This is a genomic window from Bacillus sp. L_1B0_5 (assembly GCF_000836715.1).
Classification (GTDB): Bacteria; Bacillota; Bacilli; order Bacillales; family Bacillaceae_G; genus Bacillus_A; species Bacillus_A thuringiensis_S.
In genome coordinates this window covers 1-26,782 of record NZ_JXIS01000020.1, presented here as the reverse complement: position 1 = coordinate 26,782, position 26,782 = coordinate 1, and the positions used below count along the sequence as shown (strand labels likewise).

Here is a 26,782-nt window from a genome sequence, read left to right as displayed (position 1 = left end):
TGAAAAATTATGACTAGAACAGTAAGTATGTCAACTGCAATTAATGAAGCGATGAAAATCTCAATGCGTCGTGATGAAAATGTAATTTTAATAGGTGAAGATGTTGCAGGCGGTGCACAAGTTGATCATCTGCAAGATGATGAAGCTTGGGGTGGTGTTCTTGGTGTTACGAAAGGACTTGTACAAGAGTTTGGCCGAAATCGTATATTGGATACACCAATTTCTGAAGCGGGTTATATGGGAGCTGCGATGGCAGCTGCAGCAACTGGGTTACGTCCGATAGCTGAATTAATGTTTAATGATTTTATCGGTAGTTGTCTTGATCAAGTATTAAACCAAGGTGCGAAATTCCGTTATATGTTTGGAGGTAAAGCAAAAGTACCCGTTACAGTACGTACGATGCATGGCGCTGGTTTTAGTGCAGCAGCTCAGCATTCACAAAGTTTGTACGCATTATTTACGAGTATACCAGGTATTAAAGTTGTTGTTCCTTCCACGCCGTATGATGCAAAAGGCTTGTTATTAGCAGCAATTGAAGATGATGATCCAGTAATCTTCTTTGAGGATAAAACACTTTACAATATGAAAGGTGAAGTACCAGAAGGATACTATACAATTCCATTAGGAAAAGCAGATATTAAACGGGAAGGTTCTGATGTAACAATTGTCGCAATTGGAAAGCAAGTTCATACAGCGCTTGCAGCTGCAAAGCAATTATCGAAAAAGGGGATTGAAGTAGAAGTAATTGATCCACGATCTTTATCACCGCTTGATGAAGATACTATTTTATCATCTGTTGAAAAAACAAATCGTCTTATCGTCATTGACGAAGCGAATCCTAGATGTAGTATCGCAACAGATATTGCGGCAATTGTAGCGGATAAAGGTTTTGATTTGTTAGATGCACCTATTAAACGAATTACAGCACCACATACACCTGTTCCGTTCTCACCACCACTTGAAAAGTTGTATTTGCCAACGCCAGAAAAAGTAATTGAAACTGTATCAGAAATGATCGGAGACCAATCTTTATTACATGTGTAATAAAACGATGAGAAGGGAGAGAGACACATGGCTGTAGAAGTTGTAATGCCGAAGTTAGGTATGGCGATGAAAGAAGGTATTATTACGAGCTGGAATATTAAAGCAGGCGATAATGTAGCAAAAGGAGAACTGATCGCTAGTATTAACTCAGAAAAAATTGAAACAGAAATTGAAGCGCCAGCTGATGGTACGGTACTTGATATAGCTGTAAGTGAAGATGAAGGAGTACCGCCTGGTACTGTAATTTGCTACATCGGTAAACCGAATGAAAAAGTAGAAATGCAGGAAAGCACACATGTTGTAGAAGAAAAAACATCTAATATAGAAGTACAAAATGTACAAAATCAAGAAGCAAATGGGAAAGAAGTATCGAAGCAAAGAATTAAAATTTCACCTGTAGCGAAGAAAATTGCAAAGTCTGAAAATCTGGATATCAAGGCATTAGTTGGTACAGGTCCTGGCAGAAGGATTACAAAGGCAGATGTATTAAAAGCACTTGAGGTAAGAGTAAACGTTCCGGAAATATCTGAACAAGAAGAAAGTAAAGCGATTCCTGTTACTGGTATGCGTAAAGCAATCGCAAATCGTATGCACGCAAGCTTACAAAATAGTGCACAATTAACGTTAACGATGAAAGTAGATGTAACAGATTTAGTTGCTTTACATAAAGAAATAACGGAAGTTGTACAAAAAAGATATGATAATAAATTAACCATTACGGATTTCGTCTCGCGTGCTGTTGTATTAGCACTTAGAGAGCATAAAGAAATGAACAGCGCTTATATAGATGATGCAATTCATCAATTTGAACATGTGCATTTAGGCATGGCAGTCGCATTAGAAAAAGGGTTAGTCGTTCCAGCTATTCGCTTTGCAAATAATTTATCTTTAGTAGAGTTGTCTAAAGAGATTAAGAATGTGGCACAACAGGCACGAGCAGGTAGCTTAAGTAGTGATGATATGCACGGAACGACATTTACAATTAGTAATTTAGGTAGCTTTGGTATTGAATATTTTACGCCGGTATTAAATACACCTGAAACTGGTATTTTAGGTGTAGGTGCAATTGAACATGTTCCTGTATATAAAGGGGAAAAATTGAAAAAAGGTAGTATGTTACCTTTAAGTTTAACATTCGATCATCGTGTACTAGACGGTGCACCAGCAGCTGCATTTTTACGCACAATTAAACATTATTTAGAAGAACCTATAACAATTCTTTTATAAAGAGAAGGTGAGAGAATGGGTAAATTAGTTGTTATTGGGGGCGGACCTGCTGGCTATGTAGCAGCGATTACCGCGGCTCAAAATGGCAAAGATGTCACTCTTATTGATGAAGCTGACCTTGGTGGAACATGTTTAAATGTTGGGTGTATGCCGACGAAATCACTGTTAGAAAGTGCTGAAGTACATGACATTGTGAGAAAAGCGAATGCTTATGGAGTTACGATTAATACAGAAAATATCTCAATTGATTGGGATCAAATACAGGCGAGGAAATCACAAATCGTAATGCAACTTGTCCAAGGAATACAATATTTAATGAAGAAAAATAAAATTAAAGTTGTAAAAGGAAAAGCGAAATTCGAAACGGATCATCGTGTGCGAGTTGTACAAGAAAATAAAGAAGAATTAATCGATGGAGAGAGCTTTATTATCGCAGCTGGTTCCAAGCCTACAGAATTACCATTCGCTCCGTTCGATGGAAAATGGATTTTAAATAGTAGCCATGCAATGTCTCTTGAGAGTGTACCATCTTCATTGTTAATCGTTGGCGGTGGTGTAATAGGATGCGAGTTTGCAAGCATTTATAGTAGACTTGGCACAAAAGTATCGATAGTTGAGATGGCACCGCAATTAATACCTGGTGAAGATGAAGATATCGCGAATACTTTAAGAGAGAAATTAGAAAAAGATGGGGTGAAAATTTTTACGGGAGCAGTTTTAAAAGGTTTAAATAACTATAAGAAGCAAGCTTCATTTGAATACGAGGGAATTACTCACGAAGTAACTCCAGAATTTGTTCTTGTTTCTGTAGGAAGAAAACCACGAGTGCAACAATTAGGATTAGAAAAGGCAGGAGTTCAGTTTTCAAATAAAGGGATTGCTGTGAATGAAAATATGCAAACGAACATATCGCATATTTACGCAGCTGGTGATGTGATCGGTGGAATTCAGCTTGCTCACGTTGCCTTCCATGAAGGAACGACAGCAGCATTACACGCAAGCGGAGAAGACGTGAAAGTAAATTATCACGCTGTGCCCCGTTGTATATACACAACTCCAGAAATAGCTAGTGTCGGGTTAAGTGAAAAAGGTGCAAGAGAACAATATGGTGATATTCTCATCGGAGAATTTCCTTTTACAGCGAACGGAAAAGCTCTTATTTTAGGAGAACAAGTAGGTAAAGTAAAAGTCATTGTAGAACCTAAATACCAAGAAATTGTAGGGATTTCTATTATCGGTCCTCATGCAACTGAACTTATTGGTCAAGGAACCGTAATGATTCATACAGAAGTTACCGCTGATATAATGAGAGATTATATTGCAGCACACCCTACTTTATCAGAAGCAATTCATGAAGCGTTAATGCAAGCGGTAGGACATGCTGTACATGCTTAAATGGAAATATGATAAACCACTATTCTCTAAATGAAAGAGAGAATAGTGGTTTGAATTTTTATAGAAGAAATTAAATATCTTATTACTATTTAATTTCAATCGCTGAAGTAATATCGTTCCAATCAGGAGCTAAATTAGCAGTTTTACCATACCAATCAGCGTGTTTAAATATAACACCTTTTCCATATCCTTGTGTTGAAGTGTGCTCCCAAAGTGTCGTTGAATAACTTGCAGAAGGTGAGGCTGTACTTACAGAAGAAATTCTGTCATTCCAGCTAGATGGTAAGTTTTTAAAGCCGCTGCTCCAGTAAATATATTGACCACCTTTATCTTTATGTTCGTAAAAATCAGTACTACCAGCACCGCTACCTAAAGGATTAATATTATTTTTAATTGCTTTTTTATCCTTTGCAATATACGCATCCAATGTTTCGCGGCTAGTAAAACCATAAGCTAGCCAATCTCCATTTTCATTTTGCTTAGGTAATACCATAGTAATTTGGATATCTTTCTTATCCTGATCACTTAATTTTGCAAATGAATTAACATTTTGTTCATCCACTTTTAAATAATCAAATGACTTAATTGTGTTACTTTTTTCCTCAGCACTTACTGCACCTAGTCCTCCAGTTAATGCAAAACCCGCTACTAATGTCCCTGCTACTAATTTCTTCAACATATAACCATCCCTTTTTGTTTGAATTTTTGTACAGGTGAATCTTGTACAGCTAAAATGTATTCTAATTTTATATTTTTGTAAATATTCTGAAGTTTTAGAAATAATAGGCGGAATATTTACATTTTTACATTATTTCTTTAGAAAAAATGGTTATTGGAATGATATAATAAGTGAATGTATTGCTTTTACTGGATGTAAAGATGTTTTAGGAGAGATGTCATTGAAATATTTTACAAGAGAATGGTATAAAAAAATGCAAGTTTTAGAATTTGTAAGTTTTATAGAGTCTATAAAAGAATGGTCAGAAATAGATATACAAAGTTTAAAGGAAGAAATAGAGGAAAGGAAAATAGATTTATTAAAATTCCTTCCTGAATCGATATACTCAATTATACAAAACATCACAATTAATTCAGAATACCCATCAGGTGAACTGAAAAAACGTATGCAAGAGTGGACAACAGATTATGAGAAAAGAGTGGCACAATTAGATCAATCATACGTAGAATATTTTAATTCCATTGAGAAAAAACTTCCGTCAAATGTCGCTCAGTTACACAAGACATCACTACACGATAGTGTAATGAAAGTAATAAAGAGAGAATCAGAAGATACTTTGTCTATCGTATTAGATTGCAGTGGTACTTTTAGTGAATTTGATAAACTTGAAGTAACCTTTATAGGAGTAACAAAGTGTTCTATGCCGGAAAACTTTGAAAGTGCTTGGTGGCTATATCATGAAATAGCTCTTACTGAAGATGGTTTCGAACTAGGTGTTTTATTTGACTCTCCATTTAGAGAAGTGACGATTTGCGCAGCAGATGTATTACTTGTGAAGAAATAATGTTGTATGGAGTATTACAAACGTTTGACATAATAAAAAAATAAAGTTATTGTAGATACATGAAGTCTACAATAGGAGCTGTACTATGAAATATTCTAAAGCTACAAATTATGCTCTTCATACAATGCTTTTTCTGGCAAAGGCCACACCAAATAAGTTAGTTAGTGTTCACCAATTAGCAGAAATGCAAAATGTTTCACCAACGTACTTGTCTAAAATACTAACTAAGTTGACAAAGGAAGGGATGATACATTCATCATCTGGTCCAAAGGGCGGTTACTCGCTTAGTAAGAATTGGGAAGATATTTCATTTTTAGATATTATACATGCAATTGAAGGGAAAACATCATTGTTTGACTGTTGTTTACATGACAAACCTGGATGTTTAATTAATGAGGCAATGCTCGCAGCAGAAGAGAAAATGGAAGAAGAGTTAAGAAATCAAAAAATCGTAGATCTTGCGAAAAAAATAAAAGTGGATTTTTAATCTGCTTTTATTTTTAAATTAATTAAGGATAAAAAGGCTCTTTAATATCTTTAATTGTAGTTAGAAAATGATATGTAGAAGGAGAGAAGATGATGAATAATTTTTGGAATGATCGATATAAATCAGATGAATATTTTTACGGGGAAGAACCTAATACATTTATTAAAGAACAAGCATTTCGTTTAGCAAATCACAATAAAGTAATAGCATTTGCGGAGGGAGAAGGTAGAAATGCTGTATTTCTAGCAAGACAAGGGAACGAAGTAACAGCTATTGATTATTCGGAAGATGGATTAGAAAAGACAAAAAAATTGGCAGAGAAGCATAACGTAAACGTGCATACAAAAAAAGTAGATTTATTAGCTGATAGTTTGCCAGAAAATGAATATGATGCAGCAATTATGGTATTTGGACATTTTCATGATGATTATAAAAAAATGATATTAGGTAAAATGATACAAACGATAAAGCCTGGTGGATTAATTATGTTTGAAGTTTACTCAAAAAAACAAATAAACTATAGTACTGGTGGACCAAAAGATGTTGATATGCTGTATGATCCAATTGATATCCTTACTTGGTGTGAAGAACATAAGGTAATTCATTTTTTTAATGGAGAACAAGAGCGAGTTGAAGGGAAAGGGCACACTGGTTTAGCCGATGTTATTCAAGTTGTTATTAGAAAATTAATATAAGTGCTAATGAAAGGTAAATGTATGAATATAAAAAGGCCAGTCATTTAAGACTGGTCTTTCTATTTAGATACTAAATTATCAAGCTTCCAATATGTATTTGTTAACGGCGCAGCTTTGCTATCTATGTATAAATACATATTATTTAAATCTTTTGGTGAAGTTTTCAGTTCAAACACAATGTCAGTAGTTAAAGAGAATTCGTGTGGAACATTTTTATAGTGCTCGTCATCTATCGGATGAGCTTCACCTTCATATTTCTCACCAGTTTTTTCATCTTGTATGAAATATTTTATTTCCGAAAGATCAATAGTTTGTCCATCGTCTCGAACATTATTAATCATAACACGAGTAGTAAGGCGCCGCTCTTTGTCTATTTTTTCAAACTTTGCATTCTCAACTGTCGCTCTATAGTATTCGTTTTTAACTATTTCTCCATAGTGCATTGCATTCTTATTGAGAGCGCTCTTTTCTTGTTTTTGTGAAGTATTGCTATTACATCCTGTTAATATTCCTGTAAATAATAATGCTGTACAAGTTACTTTAATTAAAGAGTTCATAGTAATCCCTTTCTGTATTAAAAAGTAAAACATAGGAATAATTTTACATCAATAGGAAGGTAAATGGAAGTATTTTTGCGTAATATACAGATATACATTTATTTGGTTGTCAAGTTAACAGGATAGAAAGAGGGAGAAGACTGTATAAAACGGAATAAATAAGAATTGAAAATATTGTAAAACGGAAGAGGCATGCATATAATTAAAATAAAGTTTAAGTTTCTGAACCTTCAATAACGGTGGTGATAACATGTTTACTGAAGAACGTCGAGAGAAAATTTTAGAACTACTTAATACAGATGGAAGAGTAATAGCAAAGGATCTTGCGGAAAGATTTGATATGTCTATTGATTCTATAAGAAGAGATTTGTCTATTATGGAAAAGGATGGTTTATTAAAAAGAACGCACGGAGGTGCAATTGAACTTACGCGAGTGAGAAACTTAGCTACGGAACCAACTAAACGTTATAGTGATAGCTCAATATATGAGGACACAATTGCAAAAGTTGCAGCATCTTATATACAAGAAGGTGATTCGATTTTTATTGGTGGGGCTTCCGTTCATAATGCGATGCTGAAATATTTACCGGAAGTATCATTTACGGTTATTACGAATTCTATAGAAATAGCTGGTTATCTACGAGAATATAAGAATATTGATACGTATTTAATTGGCGGAAAAGTAAAACCTTCAGGGAATATTACTGATACACTTGCTTCTGAATTGATAAGTAGATTTTCTATTGATCTTTATTTCTCTACAGGTGGAGGCATTTCATTACAAGGTATTAGTACTGCAACACCTGAAGTTGCTTATTTTAGTAAAAGAGTAAGTGAAATTGCTAGAAAAAATATTTGTTTAGCCCCGCATAATAAACTTGGAATAGATTGTTTTATAAGAGGAGAGTCTCTAAAAGAAATTGACCTTATTATAACTGACGAAGAGGCTAGTAAAGAAACTGTTCAGGAATTTGAGAAACAAGGTAAACAAGTTGTAATAGCGCCATTATATTCATTTGAAAGGAGTTTGACATGATTGTAAAAGAGCAAGAGTTTCATATAAATGGATTAACTTATACAATTCGTTCTGCAGCTGAGAAAGATGCTGACCAGTTATCGAAAATTAGAGTTCAGATTGATGGAGAAACTGAAAATATGGATAGAGATGCTGGAGAGGGATTTATAGATAATCTAGGATTTCAAAAAATAATAAAAACAGATAGTGAAGAGACGAAGAATCTCTTTTTAGTTGCAGAAGTGCACAATCGAATCGTTGGATTTTCAAGGTGTGAAGGATCAAATTTTAAGAGATTATCTCATAAAGTGGAGTTTGGCGTTTGCATTTTAAAAGAGTTTTGGGGATATAAAATGGGTAAGAGCCTATTACAACAATCTATTAAATGGGCTGACGAAAATGCAGTAAATAAAATATCTTTACAAGTATTAGAGACAAACGAGAAAGCTATTCATCTTTATAAAAAATTAGGTTTTGAAGTAGAAGGCGTTTTGAAAAATGACAAAAGACTATCGGACGGAAAGTATTATAATACGGTAGTGATGGGAAGGTTTACTGATACTTTTCATAAAAGAGGTGAAGAAGTATGTTTTACAGAAGGAAGTACTATGTAGTGAAAAATGAATTCATAGAAGTATTTAATGATCATTTCAATAACACAAACTTACCTAATCAATTAAAGCATGGTTCTAAGCTAATAGGACGCTGGATGAAAGATAATAAGAATGGTACGTCTGAAGTATTTGCCATATGGGAATATGATAGTTATGAACAGTATAAAGAAATAGAATTGAAAATTAGAAGTGACGAGAGGCATATTAAAAGAATACATGAATGGTATGAAAACCATGGCGGGAAAGAATATGTTTTACAGGAGTACATAGTAGAGATGAAAAATGAAGGGTTAGTATGTACTGTAAAGTAATAGAGGGGTGAGGGATAATAGGAATGAAAACAAAATTATATTTTAGTTTAGCATCCACTATTTTATTTGCAATAGCCGTGATTGTTTTCTTTATAAACGGTAATCCACAAAAGTGGTTTTGGTTCTTTATTTTCTTTGCGTCCATTATACAAAATATAGTGCTACTAAAAAAGAATAAAGAAGTGCGTTAAGATATTCAAATTATTAACATATTTGTGTCGTCTTTCTAGTTTTATTGAAAACGCTTTTATTCAGTTTTATAATAAAAGTATGTTTTTACAGATCTCCAAAACAATGAATAGGGAGATGATACAATGTTAGCTTCACCTTTTTACTTACATACATGGAAAAAGTTTATTAATGAAGGAGTCCTTGATTCGAACCGTATAAACGAAAGAATTTCAGAGTCATGGCATCGATGTAAACAAGCAAATGTGAATCCTCACATGAATAAAGGTCAGAAAATTTTGTCTTCTAATTTTTTTCAAGATCAAAAGAAAAAGAGTGAAATCTTCCTAGATATCGCAATCCCTCAAATACAAAATATGAGAAAAACCATTGATGAACTACAAATGATGGCATTATTAATCGATCCAGATGGTTATGTTCTATCGTTAAGTGGAAATAAACAAACGTTAAAGCGAGCGAAACATATTAATTTTATTGAAGGTGTAAAATGGACGGAAGCAGCTGTGGGGACAAACGCAATAGGAACAGCGCTAGAAATTGAAGAAGCTATTATGATAAGTGGTACTGAACATTACTCCGTGGTATCTCATAGCTGGAGTTGTGCGGCTGCTCCCATTCATAATGATGACGGGAAATTAATTGGTGTTCTAGATTTCTCCTGTCCAATTGAATTTTCGCATCCATATATGCTCGGTATGGTAACTTCAATTGCACATGCGATAGAACGTGAATGTAGCATAAGAGTTCATCAAAATGAATTACACTTAATTCATCGTTTTTTAGATGTCATTGATAGTGATGAACAAGTAGTTATTTGTAATCATCGTGATGTTATCGTTTCTGCGAGTAAGAGCGTTCGTGAACGAATAAATAATTGGTCAAGAATGAAACTTGAAGAGTTAATGCACCATGGATTGGAAATTAAATTAGAGATACCAGTATATAGTAATGAAAGAATGATCGGGAAATGTATGTATTTAAAGGAAAACAAACAAATGAATACATATTCTGCTTTCACATTTATAAAAGGAATTACTTTTCCAGGAGTTACCGGGACAAGCAAAGCATTTCAACACACACTAGAAGAAATTAAGCTTGTTTCACCGACTGATGCTAGTGTGTATGTATGTGGTGAGACAGGAGTAGGAAAGGAATATGTCGCGAGAGCGATTCATGAAAATAGTCCAAGAAAAGACGGGCCCTTTATAGCTGTTAACTGCGGTTCTTTGCCTAAAGAATTAATGGAAAGTGAATTGTTCGGTTATGCTGAAGGTGCATTTACAGGTGCGCGACGTCAAGGATATAAAGGGAAATTTGAACAAGCGAATGGAGGAACATTATTTTTAGATGAAATTGGTGAAGTACCACCAGAGATGCAAGTAGCATTATTGCGTGTTTTACAAGAACGCACAATAACTCCAATAGGAAGTTCAAAAGAGGTACCGGTAAATATTCGTATTATTACTGCCACACATAAAGATTTACTACGGTTAGTAGAAGAAGGGGAATTCCGTCAAGATTTATATTATCGTTTGCACGTTTATCCGTTATATGTTCCATCGTTAATAGAAAGAAAAGAGGATATCCCATATTTTATACAACACTTTTGCGAACGGAAGAATTGGAATGTTGTATTTCCGAAGAGTATTTGCAATCAATTTTTACAACATACATGGCCCGGAAATATTCGAGAACTAGTAAATGCATTAGAACGCATTTACATTTTGTCGCAAGGACGGGAAATATGCGAAAAACAAGTCGCTCTTTTGATACAAACAATGATGGGAAATCAACAACAACTTGAGTTACAAGTTGAAAATAAAACCGAACATACATTGAATTTTCGCGAAAAAATACAGCGTGATAGCATGATTGAAGCATTACAAAAGACAAATGGAAATGTTTCATTAGCTGCAAAACTATTAGATGTACCCCGTAGTACATTTTATAAACGAATGCAAAAATATAAGTTATAAAGTAGATTTTTGTAATCTACTTTTTCTTTGTGGGCTCATGTTCTGTCGGAATGTGCGCTTACCGGGGAAATAATAGAATTGTTAGAAGGGAAATTTCCAAATGGGGGTTAGTGTGTGAAGTACATTGAAATTGGAATCGGGAATAAGTAGTTTGTTCGAACGGAAACTGAAAATAAAGATGGAACTGAATTTGAAGAACGAGGAATTATAAAACCTATTTATTTTGAGTCTTTATACGTACGTATTTGGTTTCGGAAAACGTGTTTTATTTTTGATACGAAAGAAGGGTTTAAAAAAGTTCAGAAGAGGAGGAGTGAATATAAATTTATAGTTGGGATTGTAAGTAGACTAAATAAAGAAGAAGTGTGTTAACATACATCGTTATATTGGCTAGGAAATTCTTTGGACTTATATCAAGTTCATAAAAAGTAATTTTGCAAATATAGAATGTTAATACAGCCGCTAAGGAAAATTAGCGGCTTCTTTTTAAATAGGAGGGATTTTTGTATGAATAGGATCTTAACGATTTTACTTGCAATAATTGTAATGGGATATTCTATTTATAGCTGGAATGATGATTCAAAACAGAGTGTACTAATTTTACAAACGCTTTTAGGGTTTATGTTAGTTAGCTTAGGTGTGCAAAATTTAAAAAATAACGAAAAAGAAAATAGAAGTATAGGGATTGCTTTACTACTCGTGGCTTTGTTTTTAATTGTTGTATCTTTAATAAAATATTTTGTATGAATAAGTTTTTAAATTAATAAAAAATGATTATTTATTGAATCCCCCTCACAATAAAAAGTTAAAATTCTACTTGTATTTCACTATATAAAATATGGCATAATAATTTAGTTAAAATAGAAATGGATAGGGTATTTGAGAGGGGCAGTATAATGAGTTTTGCAATTGAAATAGTAATAAAAGCACCATTGGATATTGTATGTGACTACATAATAGAAGATGAAAAAATAAAAGAATGGAATACGTTTATAATAGAAAATCGCTATCCTTCAAATATGGATAAAGAGAATCCACGTGTAGGAGATAAATATATTACTGTTCAAAAAGTCGGTAAGAAAATATTCGAGGCTGAAGTAGAAATCCTTGAATACGATGCACCGCATATTATTTCACTTGGTAGTGAAATGAAGCAAGGATATTCAGCAATGACTTATATGTTAGAAGAAGATGAGGAAGGTACAGCACTAACATTAATTTCAGAATATGAACCTAGTAATTTTTATTATAAAATGATGTATAAGTTAACAGGCTGGATTTCACGAGGTTTAACTATGGAACAAATGGAACGTCTAGCAGAATGTGTAGAAGCTGCTTATCATAAAGAAGATTGATATTAAAAATATATTAAGGTAAAAGCGTTACTCAATCTCATGAGTAACGCTTTTACTGTTTGAAGATTTTTCATTGAAAATCTTAATAGCTCTTTCATATATTTCTTTATCAATACAAAACTTTTTTGTTATCCAATAAGTAAGTTCAGGAGTGCTAAGGATATGTTCCATTTTCTCATCTGCGAAATATTGCTTTAATACATTCCCATTAATAGAAGTTGGGACACTGTCAACATAACCGAAAATCTGAATCTTTTTTAATACAGGAGATGTACGCCAATCATTAGATTTTATAATTTGTTTTTTCATACTTGTTAATTGTATCGGTTCTGTAATTAAGGTTTTTGTTGGACCAGGATCTCTAGTAATATGAATTTCCTTATTTGATACTTGATAAGTGAAAGTTTCTCTTACAGTACTTACTTGAAATGATTCATAAAGTGGGTAAGCTTGGAATAAGGGTGCACAATAACCAACATCAACATAATAAGGTTGGTCTAAGTTAACCCGTAAGCATAAATGTCCGGGATCCATATACATATAATGAACATTAAAACCAAGATTTGATAATAACCAATGGAATCCAATTGAGTGCGTCCAACAAGTACCCCCGAGACCTTTTGTTGTAATACGGTTTATGTATGTCTCAATGTAAGGAAAATAATCCTCTGTTTCATTACCTTTTTCCCAGTCAATTATTTTAGTAAGCGTTTCCCACTTTACCTTTTCTTGATGAGCTTTAATAAGCTCATTTAAAAACTTTAAGCTAGTAGGTTGTTTTGTAGCGCCTAAAAACGATAGAAACTTGTTTACAAGTTTTTCTTGTGACATGTTCTTATCCTTTCTATATAGTAGTTTGTATTAAGAATATTATACAATTAATATCAGAAAATACAGTTATTAATAGGTTAGGAGAGAATTGTATGTCAATGTCGCTATATTATAAAAAAATCCGTGAGCAATTAGGCCATGAACTAATTCTAATACCGAGTGTAGCTGCTGTTATTAAAAATGAGCAAGGGAAAATCTTATTTCAATATCCTGGTGGAGAATACTGGAGTTTGCCAGCTGGAGCAATTGAACTTGGTGAAACTCCAGAAGAAGCGGTAGTTCGTGAAGTGTGGGAAGAAACGGGTTTGAAAGTGCAAGTAAAAAAACAAAAAGGGGTATTTGGAGGGGAAAGGTTCCGTCATATATATCCGAATGGCGATCAAGTAGAATATATTGTTGTTGTGTTTGAATGTGAAATTACTAGTGGAAAACTGAAATCGATAGATGGTGAATCTTTAAAACTACAATATTTCTCATTTTCTGAAAAGCCTACTTTAGCACTACCATACCCAGATAATATATTTTTATAGATGTAAAATAACACACCTTACTTATTGAAGGTGTGTTATTTATATAACCCGGTCGTATACATCTCCGTTAACGTATACACAATTTCCTCTAAGTTAATCTTTTTATCATTTTGCATAATAGTCCAAAGAAACGATTCATTCATCGCAAACCAACCGCGTGCTACAATCTCTTTATTTAAATTAGGTTGTGCTAATCCACTTTCTTGAGAGTATGTAATATCCTGTTTAATGCTTTTTATAAAACGTTCCCGAATCTCATCCCATTTTTGACGTATTTCTCTTGATAATCCTATTGCTTCTTCTACAACTTGCAAAATAGCTTGTTCTTCATCTGCTAATTGCAGGAATGCTCTAACTTGATTTTGGATCATTATACGTGCTTCTTCTTTTGTTTGTGGAGAAAAAGAGCGCTCAGCGATATTATAAAAACGATTCATAACATCTTCCATTAAACTAATTAGGAGATCATCTTTGTTTTTGAAGTATACATATGCTGTTCCGTAACCGGTTTCTGCATGTTTAATAATTTGTGTAATTGTCGTTTTTTGAAATCCGTTATTTATAAAAATAGTGTAACCAGCGTGTAATAGTTTCTTCTTCGTTTCTAAGGAGCGGTGTTTTCTTGATGAAAGAGTAGAGTTTTTCAAAGAATCACCTCTTTATACTGAAATGTCTGAAAATATAACTGTATTGTAAAAGAAGTTCATATATAAAGTCAACTGACATAATATCATTGACGTTATATCAATTAAGGTGCTATATTTCAATTAGTTAGAATAAAAAGAAAATTAAGAGAAGGTGACACCATGTATAAAGAACCATTTCAACCAACTTATGAGTATGCGCTTGAATGTGATAAACATGATGAACTGAAAGATTTTCAAACTGAATTCTATAAAAAAGAAGGTACTATATATTTAGATGGAAACTCATTAGGGCTACTTTCAAAAAGAGCAGAGAAATCATTACTTACGTTGCTAGATTCGTGGAAAGAATATGGAATTGACGGCTGGACTGAAGGTGAGCACCCGTGGTTCTTCCTTTCAGAGAAATTAGGTAAACTTACAGCCCCTCTTATTGGAGCTTTACCGGAGGAAACTATTGTAACCGGTTCTACGACTACAAATATACACCAAGTTATTGCGACGTTTTATGAGCCGAAAGGAATTCGTACAAAAATACTTGCGGATGAATTGACTTTCCCGTCAGATATTTATGCACTTCAAAGTCAAATTCGTTTAAAAGGATTAGATCCAGAGGAGCATCTAGTAAGAGTGAAAAGCCGAGATGGTAGAACACTTTCTGAAGAAGATATTATTCATGCGATGGAAGATGATATCGCTTTAATTTTATTACCTTCTGTTTTATATAGAAGTGGTCAAATTCTGGATATGAAACGTTTAACAACGGAAGCTCATAAACGCGGCATTCATATCGGATTTGATTTATGCCATTCAATAGGATCTATTCCGCATCATTTCAAAGATTGGGATGTCGATTTTGCTGTTTGGTGCAATTATAAATATTTAAATGCAGGACCGGGTGGCGTTGCAGGAATTTATGTAAATAATAAACATTTTAATAGACTACCAGGGTTGTCTGGATGGTTTAGTTCTAGAAAAGATAAGCAGTTTGATATGGAGCATACATTAACAGCGGCTGATCATGCAGGTGCTTATCAAATTGGTACACCTCACGTTTTAAGTACAGCACCATTAATTGGTTCACTTGAAATTTTCAAGGATGCTGGTATTGAGCGTTTACGTGAGAAATCTTTACATATTACGAGGTACATGCTGAATTTAATTGGACATGAATTAAAAGATTTCGAATTTACAATTGGAAATCCATTAGAGGATGAAAAACGAGGCGGGCACATTTATTTAGAGCATACAGAAGCAGCACGTATATGTAAAGCGCTAAAGGCAAATGGAGTAATTCCAGATTTTAGAGCGCCAAATGGGGTGAGACTTGCGCCGGTCGCTTTATATAACACATACGAAGAAGTGTGGAAATCTGTACAGATATTAAAGGAAATTATGGAAAATGAAGAGTATAAGCAGTTTGAAAATAAGCGAGAGGTTGTGGCATAAGTATGAAAATATCAGAATGGATTGATATTTCACAACCGCTAAATAATAATATTGCAACGTGGCCAGGAGACACACCGTTCTCGTATGAAGTTTCATGGTCAAAAGAAGAAAGTGGCTCGGTAAATGTCGGAAAGTTAACGATGAGTATTCATACAGGCACTCATATTGATGCACCATTTCATTTTGATAATGATGGAAAGAAAGTATTGGATTTAGATGTTCAAGTGTATGTTGGCCCAGCACGGATTATTGACGTTTCTAATCTTGAAAGCATCGGGAAAAAGGAATTAGAAAGCTTTCATTTAGAAGGTGTAGAACGATTATTATTACGTACATCTTCACATGGAAAAGCTGAAGAATTTCCAAATGTGATCCCTCATTTACGTGCAGACATAGCGTCGTTTCTTTCAGAGAAAGGTATTCGTTTAATCGGAGTAGATGTACCATCAGTTGATCCGCTAGATGATAAAGAATTAGCAGCGCATCATCAATTATTTAAACATGGAATTCATATTTTAGAAAATGTCGTACTAGATCATGTAGCAGACGGTGATTATGAACTTATTGCATTACCACTTGCATTAACTGATGCAGATGGAAGTCCAGTTCGAGCCGTTATTAGACCAATATAAGTAGAATCATATAAAAGGGGCGTTTGGCTAATATGAAAGAAAATGAAAAAGTAATTATGGAAAAAGGGATTCATACGGATTTTAAAGAGAATATGACGTATGGGGAGTATTTACAATTAGATAGTTTACTATCTTCTCAAAAAAGATTATCGGACCATCATGATGAAATGTTATTTATCGTTATTCACCAAGCAAGTGAGCTTTGGATGAAGCTCATTTTACATGAGCTAAATGCGGCGATTGAATCTATTAAACAAGATAAATTACAACCAGCTTTTAAAATGTTAGCACGTGTATCAAAAATTCAGTCTCAAATTATTCAATCTTGGGATATTCTTGCGACATTAACACCATCAGAATATATTGAGTTTCGTGATTCACTCGGTCAAGCCTCAGGTTTTCAATCGTATCAATATCGTATGATTGAGTATGCACTTGGCTATAAAACGCCACACGCATTAAAAATTTATGAAAAGGATCCAGAATTACATGCACGACTTCATAAAGCGCTACATGCACCAAGTCTATATGATGTCGCGATTCAAGCATTAGTAAAAGAAGGATTCCCTATTCATAAAGATGTGTTAAACCGTGATATTACGCAGCCTTATGAAGAAGATGCAACAGTAGAAGCAGCGTGGTTAGAAGTATATGCGGATGTGAAAAAATATTGGAATTTATATCAGCTTGCTGAAAAATTGATTGATATTGAAGACTGGCTACAACAATGGCGTTTCCGTCATATGAAAACAGTAGAACGAATTATTGGACATAAAATGGGAACAGGTGGATCCTCCGGTGTTTCTTATTTAAAACGAGTACTTGATCAACAATTCTTCCCAGAGCTTTGGAATGTTCGTACGAAATTATAAAAATAAACCTGTCAGTCCATTATGGCTGACAGGTTTATTTTTATTTGAGCACAATTATGTTTAAAATGAAGTAACAAGATATAATAAATGGAGTAACTATTTAAATGGAGGTAAAGTTTTTGGATTTCAAGCAACTAGAAAATAAATTCGAAAAGAAAAAAGTGAATACATTTCTTGTTTATCAAAAAGGGGAATTAACAACTGAGTATTATAAAACACCCGAATGTGCAAATAACTTATATAAAATAAATTCGATTACAAAAAGTATCGTATCTTTATTAATTGGTATTGCAATTGATAAGAGCTATATAAATGATATACATACACCGATTACAGAGTGGATTGAAAATGTACCTGGAGAAAAACATGATTTGACGCTTTATCACTTATTAACAATGACTACTGGTGAGGATTGGAAAGAGTTTGGAAATGGAGTAGTATTCCCAAATGACTTTGTAGAATCAGAGAACTGGGTGCAGTACATATTAGAAAAGCCAATAATTGAAGAACCCGCTACAAAAATGAATTATAATTCAGGTTCTTCTCATTTACTGAGCTATATTATTCAAGAAGCTACTGGAATGTCGACAGAGCGGTTTGCAAAGAAATATTTATTTGATCCATTAGAAATTAACGAATACGAGTGGCAACAAGATCCGCAAGGTATATATGTCGGCGGCTTCGGTATGAAAATGAAATCTACCGATTTATTAAAATTAGGAAAGTTATGTTTGCAAAATGGATATTGGAATGAAAAAGAAATTGTATCAGCGAAATGGTTAGAAGAGTCAAGTAGGGCTCTATTTGAAACATATGAACATGTCGGTGCATATGGATATCACTGGTGGGTATTACATAACGGAAGATTTCACATACCGTATTGTATATATTTTGCTATGGGATACGGCGGACAATACATCGTTATCATTCCTCAGTTAGAAATAGTAGCAATTATAAGTAGTCATATGCCAAAACGTGGGCTTGTTCCATTAAAACTATTTATTGAGCATGTACAGGGAAATTCTAATTATATATAAGAAAAGGAGGGAATGTATGAAGGATGAAAAAATTTTATCTTTATTTAGATTATGTTTAAGTCTTCTAGTGTGTAGCGCCATTGTTACGCAATTCATAATTAGGGCACAAGTGAAGCCGTTTAATCCAGTTAACTTTTTTAGTTTCTTCACCATTGAAAGTAACATTTTAGTTGCATGTATTCTCCTTTTAAGCAGTATCGGAACAGCTACATTTGGTCGCTCAGAACAGTTTAGTATACTTCGTGGTGCGGCAACGGTATACATACTTACGACAGGACTCGTTTATTTTTTGTTACTAAGAGGGTTAGAAGAGTCACTTCAAACGGCAATACCATGGGTAAATACTGTGCTACATTATGTCATGCCGATTGCAATGCTTTTAGATTGGATTTTAAATCCACCTATTAAGAAAATCACTTGGAAACAAGCTGCAAGTTGGCTCTTATTCCCGTGTTTTTACGTTGTATATAGCTTAATACGTGGTCCAATCGTGAATTGGTATCCATATCCGTTTTTAGATCCGAGAATAGGTGGATATGGTAAAGTACTTTTATATAGCATAGGGATAGCTGTAGTAATTGGCGCTATTTGTATATTGGTAAGATTTTTAGGGAATCGAAACTTTAGGAAAAAATTTTAGAAATGCAAGGAACCCCACTGTTTCCATTTTTAACAGTGGGGTTTCATTTTATCCCGCATTAACGGGCAGCCCGATTGGTGAGGGCTGATTAAAGTTTCACTTTATCTACTCGTCTTCTGAAACGACAACTTTATAAATTTCTCCGTCTTCGTTTCAAATTCTACATCAACAAAAACACCATATTCTTTTCCATCTTCACGTAACCACAATTTAAATTTTTCAACAGTTATTTGAACTGTTTTTGGTTTTCTACCTATATGAAGATAGTCAATAATTTCTGCTTTTGGGTATTGTTCTTTCGTCTTTTCTACGGCAAGTTTACCCCATTTGGCATACGGCGGCTGCGCATGAACAATTGATGAGCCTGTATATATATTTGAACATGTTGTTAGGAACAGAATGACGAGTGCGACACGTTTTAACGATTTCTTCATGATGAACTCCTTTCATCCTTTTTTTATATTGTTTACATATTTTTTCAACGATATTAGTTTGGATTTTTTTGTCTTCTTTACATAAAAGCGAGGCTTTTACAAAACATAACCAAGAAATCATTTCCGTAATTAAGGAGGGAAAATTATGCGCCAAAAAGCTATTTTTAAAATAGCAGTTTTACTTGCGTTCATAGGACTGTCTTTAATGGTCAGTAGTATACAACTAAAGAATGTAGAAGCTTTTTCTAATCAAGTTATTCAAAGAGGAGCATCTGGCGAAGATGTCATTGAACTGCAATCTCGTTTGAAATATAACGGATTTTATACGGGAAAAGTGGATGGTGTTTTCGGATGGGGTACATACTGGGCACTTCGGAATTTTCAAGAGAAATTCGGATTACCCGTTGATGGTTTAGCTGGAGCTAAAACGAAGCAAATGCTCGTGAAGGCAACGAAGTATGACAAGTCAACTGCTAATAAAGGGACAACAACGAATAAAGGAAATAGCGGCGGAACTGCACAAGAGAATAAACCACCTCAAAATAAAGGGACAAATGTTCCGAACGGTTATTCTCAAAATGATATTCAGCTTATGGCAAACGCAGTATACGGAGAATCACGTGGTGAACCGTATTTAGGACAAGTTGCGGTAGCTGCCGTTATTTTGAATCGTGTTACAAGTGCGTCATTCCCAAATACTGTTTCAGGTGTAATCTTTGAGCCTAGAGCATTTACAGCAGTAGCCGATGGACAAATATATTTAACGCCAAATGAAACAGCAAAAAAAGCAGTTTTAGATGCGATTAACGGATGGGATCCAACAGGAAATGCTTTATATTATTTCAATCCAGATACTGCGACTAGTAAATGGATTTGGACTCGTCCACAAATTAAAAAAATCGGTAAACATATTTTCTGTAAATAGAGCGGAGGTGGGACAATGTTACGAGGTATTATCATTGTATTATTAACAGTCGGTGTAGTAGGAACAGGCTATTGGGGCTATAAAGAGCACCAAGAGAAAAATGCGGTTTTAATTCGAGCGGAAAATAGCTATCAACGTGCATTCCATGATTTAGCATACGAAGTCGATTTATTACACGATAAAATTGGCACAACACTTGCGATGAATTCACGATCATCTTTATCACCTGCATTAGCGGATGTATGGCGTTTAACATCTGAAGCTCGCTCAGATGTAGGACAACTTCCTTTAACATTAATGCCATTTAATAAAACGGAAGAATTTTTAGCGAATATCGGTGATTTCAGTTACCGTGCAGCCATTCGTGATTTAGAAAAAGAGCCGTTAAATGAGCAAGAATATAAAACGCTACAAACTTTATATTCAAATGCAGGAAATATACAAGATGAACTAAGAAAAGTACAACATCTTGTTTTGAAAAATAATTTACGCTGGATGGATGTAGAAATGGCACTTGCATCAAATCGTGATCCAGCAGATAACACAATTATTGATGGATTGAAAACTGTAGAGAAAAACGTAACATCATATTCTTCTACAAACTTCGGACCGACCTTTACAAGTGCGCAAAAAAATAAAAAAGGCGGATTTGAAGCGGAAGGAAAGGCAATTTCTAAAGATGAAGCGGCGAAAATTGCCAAATCGTTTTTGAATTTAAAAGGAAATGAAAAAGTAGATGTAGAGAAAAGTGGAAAAGGTGCGAAAGAATCCTTCTATAGTGTGAAAATTAAAGATGAAGCAACGAACAATGAGTTCTATATGGATATTACCGGAAAAGGCGGATATCCAATTTGGGTTATGAATAACCGCGAAATTAAAGAACAGAAAGTTAGTTTAAACGATGCAGGTAGTAAAGGTTTAAAATTTTTAAAGGACCATAAGTTTAATAATATGGAGCTTTATGATAGCTCACAATATGATAATGTTGGTGTATTTACGTATGTAGTAAATGAAAATGGAGTACGAATTTATCCAGAAGCAATCCAAATGAAAATTGCTTTAGATGATGGTTCTATCGTTGGGTTCTCCGCAAAAGAATATTTAGCGTCACATCAAAAGCGAACAGTTCCATCGGCGAAGCTAACTGCAGCAGAAGCAAGAAAGAAAATCAATCCGGATGTAAAAGTCATGGAAGAACGTAAAGCTGTAGTAGTCAATGATTTGCATAATGAAGTACTTTGCTATGAATTTGTAGGTACTTTAGGAAAAGATACGTACCAAATATTCATTAATGCTAATAGTGGGGCCGAGGAAAAGGTAAAGAAAATGCAAGCTGTTGAAAAAATTTATGATTAAACCTTAAAAGTGAAGTGGTGAAAATAATGAAAACTCTAATATATATATTAATGCTTTGCTTCGTTATAACTGGATGCAGTATTGGAACAAAAGAAAACCCAAACGAAAAGCCGGAACAAAAAAATGTTTCAATGAAAAATGTTAATTATACGAATAAATCCAATAAGCCAAATGAAAAAGCGGCAGATCATTTAGCATCTTTAGCAGCAAGTGTGCCAGGTGTGAATGATGCGACAGCGGTCGTTGTTGGAAAATATGCTATTGTAGGTATAGACGTAAAAGCAAAACTTGATCGAACTCGTGTTGAATCAATTAAATATTCTGTTGCAGAAAGTTTAAAAAATGACCCTGACGGTGCTAATGCAGTCGTTGTAGCAGATGTTGATACGTATGAACGCCTCAAACAAATCGGAAAGCAAATTAAAAAAGGAAAAACAGGTGAAGGTATACTAGATGAATTAGCGGCTATTGTGGGACGAGTAATGCCACAAGTTCCAAATGATATGATTGAAAATCGAGAAACGAATCCAATTAAAGATAATGATAAACAATTACCAAAAGATGAAGAACAAGAGTTAAGAAAAGAACAGGATGATCAATCAAATAATCATTTGAATAAATGAAATTAGCCTCGTACTTAATTGTGCGAGGTTTTTAAGTATAATATTAAATATTCAGTTTATTTTTAAGGGAATATATGGTTTAATTATGATGGGAGGGACAACTGTTATGATGAAAAAAAGCGCATGTATATTGTTTAGTTTATGCTTAGGTTTCAGTATGACAGCGTGTGAACAGAGAAAAGAAGTGAAAAATCAAACAGCAACTTCTTCTACTGTGATGGAAAGGCAACAGAAAGAATCTATCAATATAAATCATTTCTCGAACATAAATGAAGGAATGACTTATACAGAAGTGAAAGATTTAATTGGTTTTGAAGGGGATTTACTTATAGAAGAAGGGGTAGAACATTCTACACAAATTAAACAAATTTTTGCTTGGAAAGGAAACGATCCAAATTCATTTGTTGAAATTACCTTTTTAGATGGAAGAGTGCATTCAAAAGCACAGCAAGGTATAAGTTAATAAGCTAAAAAATGGGAGAGTTTAGCATGAACACACACACAGGGGAAATTCAATTAGTTCCGTATAAGGAGAAATATAAAGAAGTTATACAAACATTTACTTTACCAAGTGAACAAGTTCAGTTTACAGCAGATCCAAGCGCATTACTGGAAAAAGCAAAAAGTGATCGTACAAAAAATGTGATTGTTATTTTAGATTACAATGGGGTACCGGTGGGTCTTTTCGCATTGGAAACGGGAGATAGAGTAAAGGAGTTCACAGATAATGAGGATGCTTTACTTTTAACGTCATTTTCTATTAATCACAATAGACAAAGAAAAGGATTCGCTAAAAAGTCATTGTTATTATTAGAAGAGTTTGTAAAACGCTATTTTCCAATAAAAAATGAAGTTGTACTTGCTGTGAATGAAAGAAATATTCCTGCACAAAATTTATATGCAAAAGTCGGCTTCGAGGATAAAGGTTTTAGAAGAATGGGACCAATTAGCCAACAAATAATAATGCATTTACCTATAATGAAATAATGAGATAGAAAACTTACTCTTGAATATTCATGTAGTAGGTTTTTTTATTTTAACAATATATAATATATGTATATAAAATGAAATAGAAATGAAGGATATAAAAAATGAATCAAGATAGAAAATGGAATATCGTTGGGGGAAGAGTGATTAAAACTGGGATTGCAGTTTTTCTTACAGTGTTAGTTTGTGATTTTTTTAACATTCCAACTATTTTTGCTGTAATAACAGCAATTGTTACAATTGAACCAACTGCAACAGACTCAATAAAAAAAGGACTTATTCGCTTTCTGGCCTCAACAATTGGATCGGCATATGCTATGACTTTCACATTTTTCCTAGGTCACCAAGCAATTTCTTATGCATCAGCTGCAATGTTTACAATCGTAACATGTCAAAAACTAAGGTTACACGCGGGAACTTTAGTCGCAACTTTAACTGCTGTAGCTATGATTCCAATTACGGCAGATCATTATTTTACTGCATTTTTAATTCGTTTAGCTACTACATCTACTGGTATTATAGTATCTACTTTAGTGAATTTTTTCATTTTCCCACCCCACTACACGAAAACGATTTTTGGATGTACAGAGGATCTATTCGCTAAAACAGCAAATATTATGGAAGAATGGATTACTGCATTAGTTGCAGGAAAAGGTATGAAAAAGGAGACTGCTCAGGATTTATCTAAATTGACTGTATTATTGCATAAGGCGATACAATTTGTTCAATATGAGCAGAAAGATTGGAAATATCATCAACATACAAAGAAGGAAATGAGAAGCTTTTTAATGATGCAGAAGCAACTTCATATATTACAGCAAATCATTTACCATATAGATAATTTAGCTCGGGTATCAATTGAGATTTGTGACTGGTCACAAAGTGAAAGAGAAATATTACAACGAACAATTCATTCTATAATTGCTATATTGAGAAACCATTGTAATGAAATTGATGAGGAACATTTCAAACTTATTGCTGAATTAGATAAGCAATTTTGGAGTTATAAAAATGATTTAAAAGATTATAAACCAAATCATTATCATCACCATTTTTTAAGTGAATCTATTATTTTATTTGAGGTATTATCTATTCATGATATGTTAGAAGAATTAAAACAAATATCCGAGAAATATGAGTGGGAAAATCGATTCAATTGATAAGTTCATTTTATTGTGGGGGGATAATATGACACTTTATATTGCATTACTAAGAGGAATCAATGTCGGTGGCCATAAAGTAATCAAAATGGCTGATTTAAAACGAGTGTTTGAATCAATAGGGTTAAAACAAGTGAAAACATATATACAAAGTGGTAATATCGTGTTCGAATCTGAGGAAGATATAAACTTTCTAAAGGACCGAATACAATCTGAAATAAAAAATGAATTTGATTTCGATGTTCCAGTCATGCTAAGAACATATGGTGAATTTATAAATATTATTAAACAATGTCCGTATGAAGTTCATTCATTGTTAGAAGGAGAAAGTGTTCATGTTGCTTTTTTAGCTAATGTACTTTCTGAAGAGGAAAGTAGTCAATTGCTTACATTTAAAAGTGAACTTGAAGATTGCTATATAGATGAGAAGGTTGCTTATTTGTTTTTCAAAAATAGCATTCGAAATTCTAAATTAATGAACCAGTTTCAGAAATTACATACACCAGCTACAGTTAGGAATTGGCGTACTGTGAATAAATTAAAAGCAATTGTAGAGAGTATGTAAATATAAAAAGATGAGATTTTCTACATGTAGAAAACCTCATCTTTTTACTTATATTGTTTTGCAACTATGAGTTCGACAATAGGATAAATAAAGAATGAAGAGCAAATTGCGATGAACAGAGGGAGGTTTTTAACGCCATCTAAATTAGCCCCCATAGAAAATCCTTCGGAGAAGATTAATAAAAGGAACATTACAACTACAAGCACAAAATACGCAATTTTAAAGCTTTTATATGTAATTTGTTGGCCCATTTCATCTTGACTTTCTTCTGATACACCGTGGGGATCTCCCCAAGTAATGTGATTAATTAAATTACTAAGTATTAACGAGATAGCAAAAATCGTACCACCCAAAATAGAACCTTCAGTGATGTATTTATATGTGCCATGTACTAGTATTGCAATTAATGCTAAAACAATGATTATAAAAATAGTTTTTTTAGTATTCAATAAATAATTGCCCCCCTCGATTGTAAAAAACTCTTTACAAATATAAGTATAAAATTGTAGAAGTATCATGTCAAATACTTTTTACACACAATATGTAAGTGTGTAATATTTTGTTTTTATGATAAGTAAAAAATTACAATACATTTGAATGTAAAAGAATGGGCTCGCATATATTTGGAAGGGATGTCAGATTAATTTAGGGGGTAGTTATGTCTATACTTTTAAAAGCTGGTGCAGATGCAGGAAATAACGGTTTGAAGTTAATGGTGAAAGGGCAAGACCCTATTTTTATTCCGAGTATTTATTCTTTATATATAGGTGAGCCGACAGGACTCTTAGATGAGGTAGATGTTTCATTATCGGAATTAGAAAACCACATTGATGTGACTATAAGTTCGCCATCGTTAATGCTAAATAATGTACGATACATCGTTGGAGAAAAAGTCATTCAAGATCAATTAAAAGGTACTGAGGTAGAGAAAAAATCGAATAAGTCAACGGATGAGTTAATGGTTATTACAATACTATCAGGTTTGGCGGTAAGCGCTATGCGTCAAAGTCCAACTTCTAGCCATATTAATATTCGTTATGATTTATCTGTCGCTCTTCCTATGCAGCTTATTACACAAGAAATAGCTGCTGAAAATGCAAAACGTTATATGGGAAATCATAAGGTTATTTTCCATTATCCGAACGGACGCGATGTGACAATTAATGTTTCAATTGAGTTTTGTAAATGCCTGCCTGAGGGCGCTTCTGGGACGTGGGGCATTGTATATGATGAAGAAGGAAATGTTGTGAAACATAAAATAGAATGTGAGCAAAATCAAGTTTCTGAAATTGATTTTGTAGATAAAACACTACTCTCTTTTGATATTGGTGCAGGGACGACAGAAGAAGTTGTTTCATTAGGGGTAAATTTCCGTCCGCAACTAAGTAAAGGTTTATCTTATGGTGTAAAAGAAACGTTACTACAAATCATTACGAGATGGAACCGGAAGTATCCAACTAAGACGATTGATAGCATTACAGAGTTCAATCAAATTTATTTAAATGATAAGCATCCGAGAAATATCTTATTAGTTGAGGAATCACAGCCGGCACTATTAGGTTTAGCAGCGCGTGTTGCAACAGATATTATAAATAAAATCGATGATATGAAAGACGATCCATACGTGTTTATTTATGGCGGGGGCGCAGTAATTATTAAAAACAGTTTAAAAATGATTTTAAAGCAAAAAGGACGACTCAAAAATGTAA

The 26,782-nt window shown here is 33.7% G+C and carries 32 protein-coding genes and 1 pseudogene; 27 read left to right on the top strand and 6 right to left on the bottom strand.

The genetic code is table 11. From position 1 onward, the window contains the following. Positions 1-9: 9 nt before the first annotated feature. Genes acoB through lpdA form a run of 3 tightly spaced genes read left to right on the top strand, consistent with a single transcriptional unit; the run spans position 10 to position 3,666 of the window. Positions 10-1,044: an acetoin:2,6-dichlorophenolindophenol oxidoreductase subunit beta gene (gene acoB / locus RT27_RS06625; RefSeq protein ID WP_043935606.1), complete on the top strand. Its 1,035-nt coding sequence runs from the start codon at positions 10-12 to the stop codon at positions 1,042-1,044. Positions 1,045-1,071: 27 nt separating this feature from the next. After that, positions 1,072-2,271 carry a dihydrolipoamide acetyltransferase family protein gene (locus tag RT27_RS06620; RefSeq protein WP_043935604.1) on the top strand — a complete coding sequence of 400 codons (1,200 nt, stop codon included), beginning with the start codon at positions 1,072-1,074 and terminating at the stop codon, positions 2,269-2,271. A 15-nt stretch (positions 2,272-2,286) separates the two neighbouring features. Continuing rightward, a complete protein-coding gene (gene lpdA, locus RT27_RS06615) occupies positions 2,287-3,666 on the top strand; it encodes a dihydrolipoyl dehydrogenase (protein ID WP_043935603.1) in 1,380 nt (459 codons plus the stop codon). 85 nt (positions 3,667-3,751) lie between these two features. Here the strand turns inward: lpdA and RT27_RS06610 are convergent, their stop codons facing one another. Further along, a complete protein-coding gene (locus tag RT27_RS06610; RefSeq protein ID WP_016081317.1) occupies positions 3,752-4,345 on the bottom strand; it encodes a hypothetical protein in 594 nt (197 codons plus the stop codon). A 220-nt stretch (positions 4,346-4,565) separates the two neighbouring features. On the opposite strand from RT27_RS06610, the gene RT27_RS06605 reads away from it, so the two are divergent. The 3 genes from RT27_RS06605 to RT27_RS06595 all read left to right on the top strand — a co-directional run bounded on the left by RT27_RS06605 (position 4,566) and on the right by RT27_RS06595 (position 6,371). Further along, positions 4,566-5,189 carry a DUF4085 domain-containing protein gene (locus RT27_RS06605; RefSeq protein WP_016081318.1) on the top strand — a complete coding sequence of 208 codons (624 nt, stop codon included), beginning with the start codon at positions 4,566-4,568 and terminating at the stop codon, positions 5,187-5,189. A gap of 85 nt (positions 5,190-5,274) precedes the next feature. Next, entirely contained in the window at positions 5,275-5,676 is a 402-nt protein-coding gene (locus RT27_RS06600) for an Rrf2 family transcriptional regulator (protein ID WP_000877649.1), read from the top strand. Positions 5,677-5,765: 89 nt separating this feature from the next. Further along, the gene (locus RT27_RS06595; protein WP_029442524.1) at positions 5,766-6,371 is read left to right on the top strand and encodes a class I SAM-dependent methyltransferase; all 606 of its coding nucleotides are present in this window, start codon (positions 5,766-5,768) and stop codon (positions 6,369-6,371) included. Between the two features lie 59 nt (positions 6,372-6,430). On the opposite strand, the gene RT27_RS06590 is transcribed toward RT27_RS06595, so the two are convergent. Continuing rightward, entirely contained in the window at positions 6,431-6,928 is a 498-nt protein-coding gene (locus RT27_RS06590) for a hypothetical protein (protein WP_043935601.1), read from the bottom strand. A gap of 250 nt (positions 6,929-7,178) precedes the next feature. Between RT27_RS06590 and RT27_RS06585 the strand changes: the two genes are divergently transcribed. The 7 genes and pseudogenes from RT27_RS06585 (at position 7,179) to RT27_RS06555 (ending at position 12,388) form a co-directional block, all read left to right on the top strand. Then, entirely contained in the window at positions 7,179-7,964 is a 786-nt protein-coding gene (locus RT27_RS06585; RefSeq protein ID WP_043935599.1) for a DeoR/GlpR family DNA-binding transcription regulator, read from the top strand. After that, a complete protein-coding gene (locus tag RT27_RS06580) occupies positions 7,961-8,557 on the top strand; it encodes a GNAT family N-acetyltransferase (protein ID WP_000635672.1) in 597 nt (198 codons plus the stop codon). Before RT27_RS06585 ends, RT27_RS06580 begins: the two co-directional genes overlap by 4 nt. Then, positions 8,530-8,868, top strand: coding sequence for an NIPSNAP family protein (locus RT27_RS06575; RefSeq protein ID WP_043935598.1), 339 nt, complete (start codon positions 8,530-8,532; stop codon positions 8,866-8,868). The genes RT27_RS06580 and RT27_RS06575 overlap by 28 nt, the downstream gene beginning before the upstream one ends. 314 nt (positions 8,869-9,182) lie before the next feature. After that, positions 9,183-11,033, top strand: a complete 1,851-nt coding sequence (locus RT27_RS06565) for a sigma-54-dependent Fis family transcriptional regulator (RefSeq protein ID WP_043935595.1) — start codon at positions 9,183-9,185, stop codon at positions 11,031-11,033. 114 nt (positions 11,034-11,147) lie between these two features. Then, positions 11,148-11,405, top strand: a pseudogene (locus RT27_RS32335) (DUF3977 family protein). A 135-nt stretch (positions 11,406-11,540) separates the two neighbouring features. Continuing rightward, positions 11,541-11,780, top strand: coding sequence for a DUF3953 domain-containing protein (locus tag RT27_RS06560; RefSeq protein WP_043935594.1), 240 nt, complete (start codon positions 11,541-11,543; stop codon positions 11,778-11,780). Positions 11,781-11,929: 149 nt separating this feature from the next. Then, complete coding sequence (locus RT27_RS06555) at positions 11,930-12,388, top strand: SRPBCC family protein (protein ID WP_043935593.1); 459 nt, start codon at positions 11,930-11,932, stop codon at positions 12,386-12,388. A 27-nt stretch (positions 12,389-12,415) separates the two neighbouring features. Here the strand turns inward: RT27_RS06555 and RT27_RS06550 are convergent, their stop codons facing one another. Continuing rightward, positions 12,416-13,219 carry an arylamine N-acetyltransferase gene (locus RT27_RS06550; protein WP_043935592.1) on the bottom strand — a complete coding sequence of 268 codons (804 nt, stop codon included), beginning with the start codon at positions 13,217-13,219 and terminating at the stop codon, positions 12,416-12,418. A gap of 92 nt (positions 13,220-13,311) precedes the next feature. On the opposite strand from RT27_RS06550, the gene RT27_RS06545 reads away from it, so the two are divergent. Beyond that, on the top strand, positions 13,312-13,749 hold the full coding sequence (locus RT27_RS06545; RefSeq protein WP_043935591.1) for an NUDIX domain-containing protein: 438 nt from the start codon (positions 13,312-13,314) through the stop codon (positions 13,747-13,749). A 35-nt stretch (positions 13,750-13,784) separates the two neighbouring features. Here the strand turns inward: RT27_RS06545 and RT27_RS06540 are convergent, their stop codons facing one another. Beyond that, on the bottom strand, positions 13,785-14,396 hold the full coding sequence (locus RT27_RS06540; RefSeq protein ID WP_043935590.1) for a TetR/AcrR family transcriptional regulator: 612 nt from the start codon (positions 14,394-14,396) through the stop codon (positions 13,785-13,787). Positions 14,397-14,555: 159 nt separating this feature from the next. Between RT27_RS06540 and kynU the strand changes: the two genes are divergently transcribed. The 5 genes from kynU to RT27_RS06515 all read left to right on the top strand — a co-directional run bounded on the left by kynU (position 14,556) and on the right by RT27_RS06515 (position 19,023). After that, complete coding sequence (kynU, locus tag RT27_RS06535) at positions 14,556-15,842, top strand: kynureninase (protein WP_043935588.1); 1,287 nt, start codon at positions 14,556-14,558, stop codon at positions 15,840-15,842. 2 nt (positions 15,843-15,844) lie between these two features. Continuing rightward, the gene (gene kynB / locus RT27_RS06530; RefSeq protein WP_043935587.1) at positions 15,845-16,474 is read left to right on the top strand and encodes an arylformamidase; all 630 of its coding nucleotides are present in this window, start codon (positions 15,845-15,847) and stop codon (positions 16,472-16,474) included. Between the two features lie 32 nt (positions 16,475-16,506). Next, positions 16,507-17,346, top strand: a complete 840-nt coding sequence (gene kynA, locus RT27_RS06525) for a tryptophan 2,3-dioxygenase (protein ID WP_000661957.1) — start codon at positions 16,507-16,509, stop codon at positions 17,344-17,346. A gap of 119 nt (positions 17,347-17,465) precedes the next feature. Beyond that, positions 17,466-18,383: a serine hydrolase gene (locus tag RT27_RS06520; RefSeq protein ID WP_043935586.1), complete on the top strand. Its 918-nt coding sequence runs from the start codon at positions 17,466-17,468 to the stop codon at positions 18,381-18,383. Between the two features lie 16 nt (positions 18,384-18,399). Continuing rightward, on the top strand, positions 18,400-19,023 hold the full coding sequence (locus RT27_RS06515; protein ID WP_043935585.1) for a Pr6Pr family membrane protein: 624 nt from the start codon (positions 18,400-18,402) through the stop codon (positions 19,021-19,023). Positions 19,024-19,124: 101 nt separating this feature from the next. Here the strand turns inward: RT27_RS06515 and RT27_RS06510 are convergent, their stop codons facing one another. After that, positions 19,125-19,457, bottom strand: coding sequence for a DUF3889 domain-containing protein (locus RT27_RS06510; protein ID WP_000749154.1), 333 nt, complete (start codon positions 19,455-19,457; stop codon positions 19,125-19,127). 145 nt (positions 19,458-19,602) lie between these two features. Here RT27_RS06510 and sleB point away from each other — a divergent pair, with 145 nt between their 5' ends. The 7 genes from sleB (at position 19,603) to RT27_RS06475 (ending at position 25,073) form a co-directional block, all read left to right on the top strand. Continuing rightward, entirely contained in the window at positions 19,603-20,382 is a 780-nt protein-coding gene (sleB, locus tag RT27_RS06505; protein ID WP_001249053.1) for a spore cortex-lytic enzyme, read from the top strand. Positions 20,383-20,397: 15 nt separating this feature from the next. Further along, positions 20,398-21,738 (top strand): germination protein YpeB, encoded by a 1,341-nt coding sequence (gene ypeB, locus RT27_RS06500; protein ID WP_016081334.1) that lies wholly within the window; start codon positions 20,398-20,400, stop codon positions 21,736-21,738. Between the two features lie 26 nt (positions 21,739-21,764). Then, the gene (locus RT27_RS06495; protein ID WP_000854060.1) at positions 21,765-22,361 is read left to right on the top strand and encodes a YhcN/YlaJ family sporulation lipoprotein; all 597 of its coding nucleotides are present in this window, start codon (positions 21,765-21,767) and stop codon (positions 22,359-22,361) included. 106 nt (positions 22,362-22,467) lie between these two features. Next, positions 22,468-22,824, top strand: coding sequence for a hypothetical protein (locus RT27_RS06490; protein ID WP_016081336.1), 357 nt, complete (start codon positions 22,468-22,470; stop codon positions 22,822-22,824). 11 nt (positions 22,825-22,835) lie between these two features. After that, positions 22,836-23,348 (top strand): GNAT family N-acetyltransferase, encoded by a 513-nt coding sequence (locus tag RT27_RS06485; protein ID WP_142397261.1) that lies wholly within the window; start codon positions 22,836-22,838, stop codon positions 23,346-23,348. A 104-nt stretch (positions 23,349-23,452) separates the two neighbouring features. Beyond that, complete coding sequence (locus RT27_RS06480; RefSeq protein ID WP_043935583.1) at positions 23,453-24,508, top strand: aromatic acid exporter family protein; 1,056 nt, start codon at positions 23,453-23,455, stop codon at positions 24,506-24,508. A gap of 28 nt (positions 24,509-24,536) precedes the next feature. Beyond that, positions 24,537-25,073, top strand: coding sequence for a DUF1697 domain-containing protein (locus tag RT27_RS06475; RefSeq protein ID WP_000177384.1), 537 nt, complete (start codon positions 24,537-24,539; stop codon positions 25,071-25,073). A gap of 44 nt (positions 25,074-25,117) precedes the next feature. On the opposite strand, the gene RT27_RS06470 is transcribed toward RT27_RS06475, so the two are convergent. Beyond that, positions 25,118-25,522, bottom strand: a complete 405-nt coding sequence (locus RT27_RS06470; RefSeq protein ID WP_001093141.1) for a hypothetical protein — start codon at positions 25,520-25,522, stop codon at positions 25,118-25,120. Positions 25,523-25,731: 209 nt separating this feature from the next. Between RT27_RS06470 and RT27_RS06465 the strand changes: the two genes are divergently transcribed. Then, the coding region (locus RT27_RS06465; RefSeq protein ID WP_043935582.1) for a ParM/StbA family protein at positions 25,732-26,782 on the top strand (1,051 nt) is incomplete at its 3' end.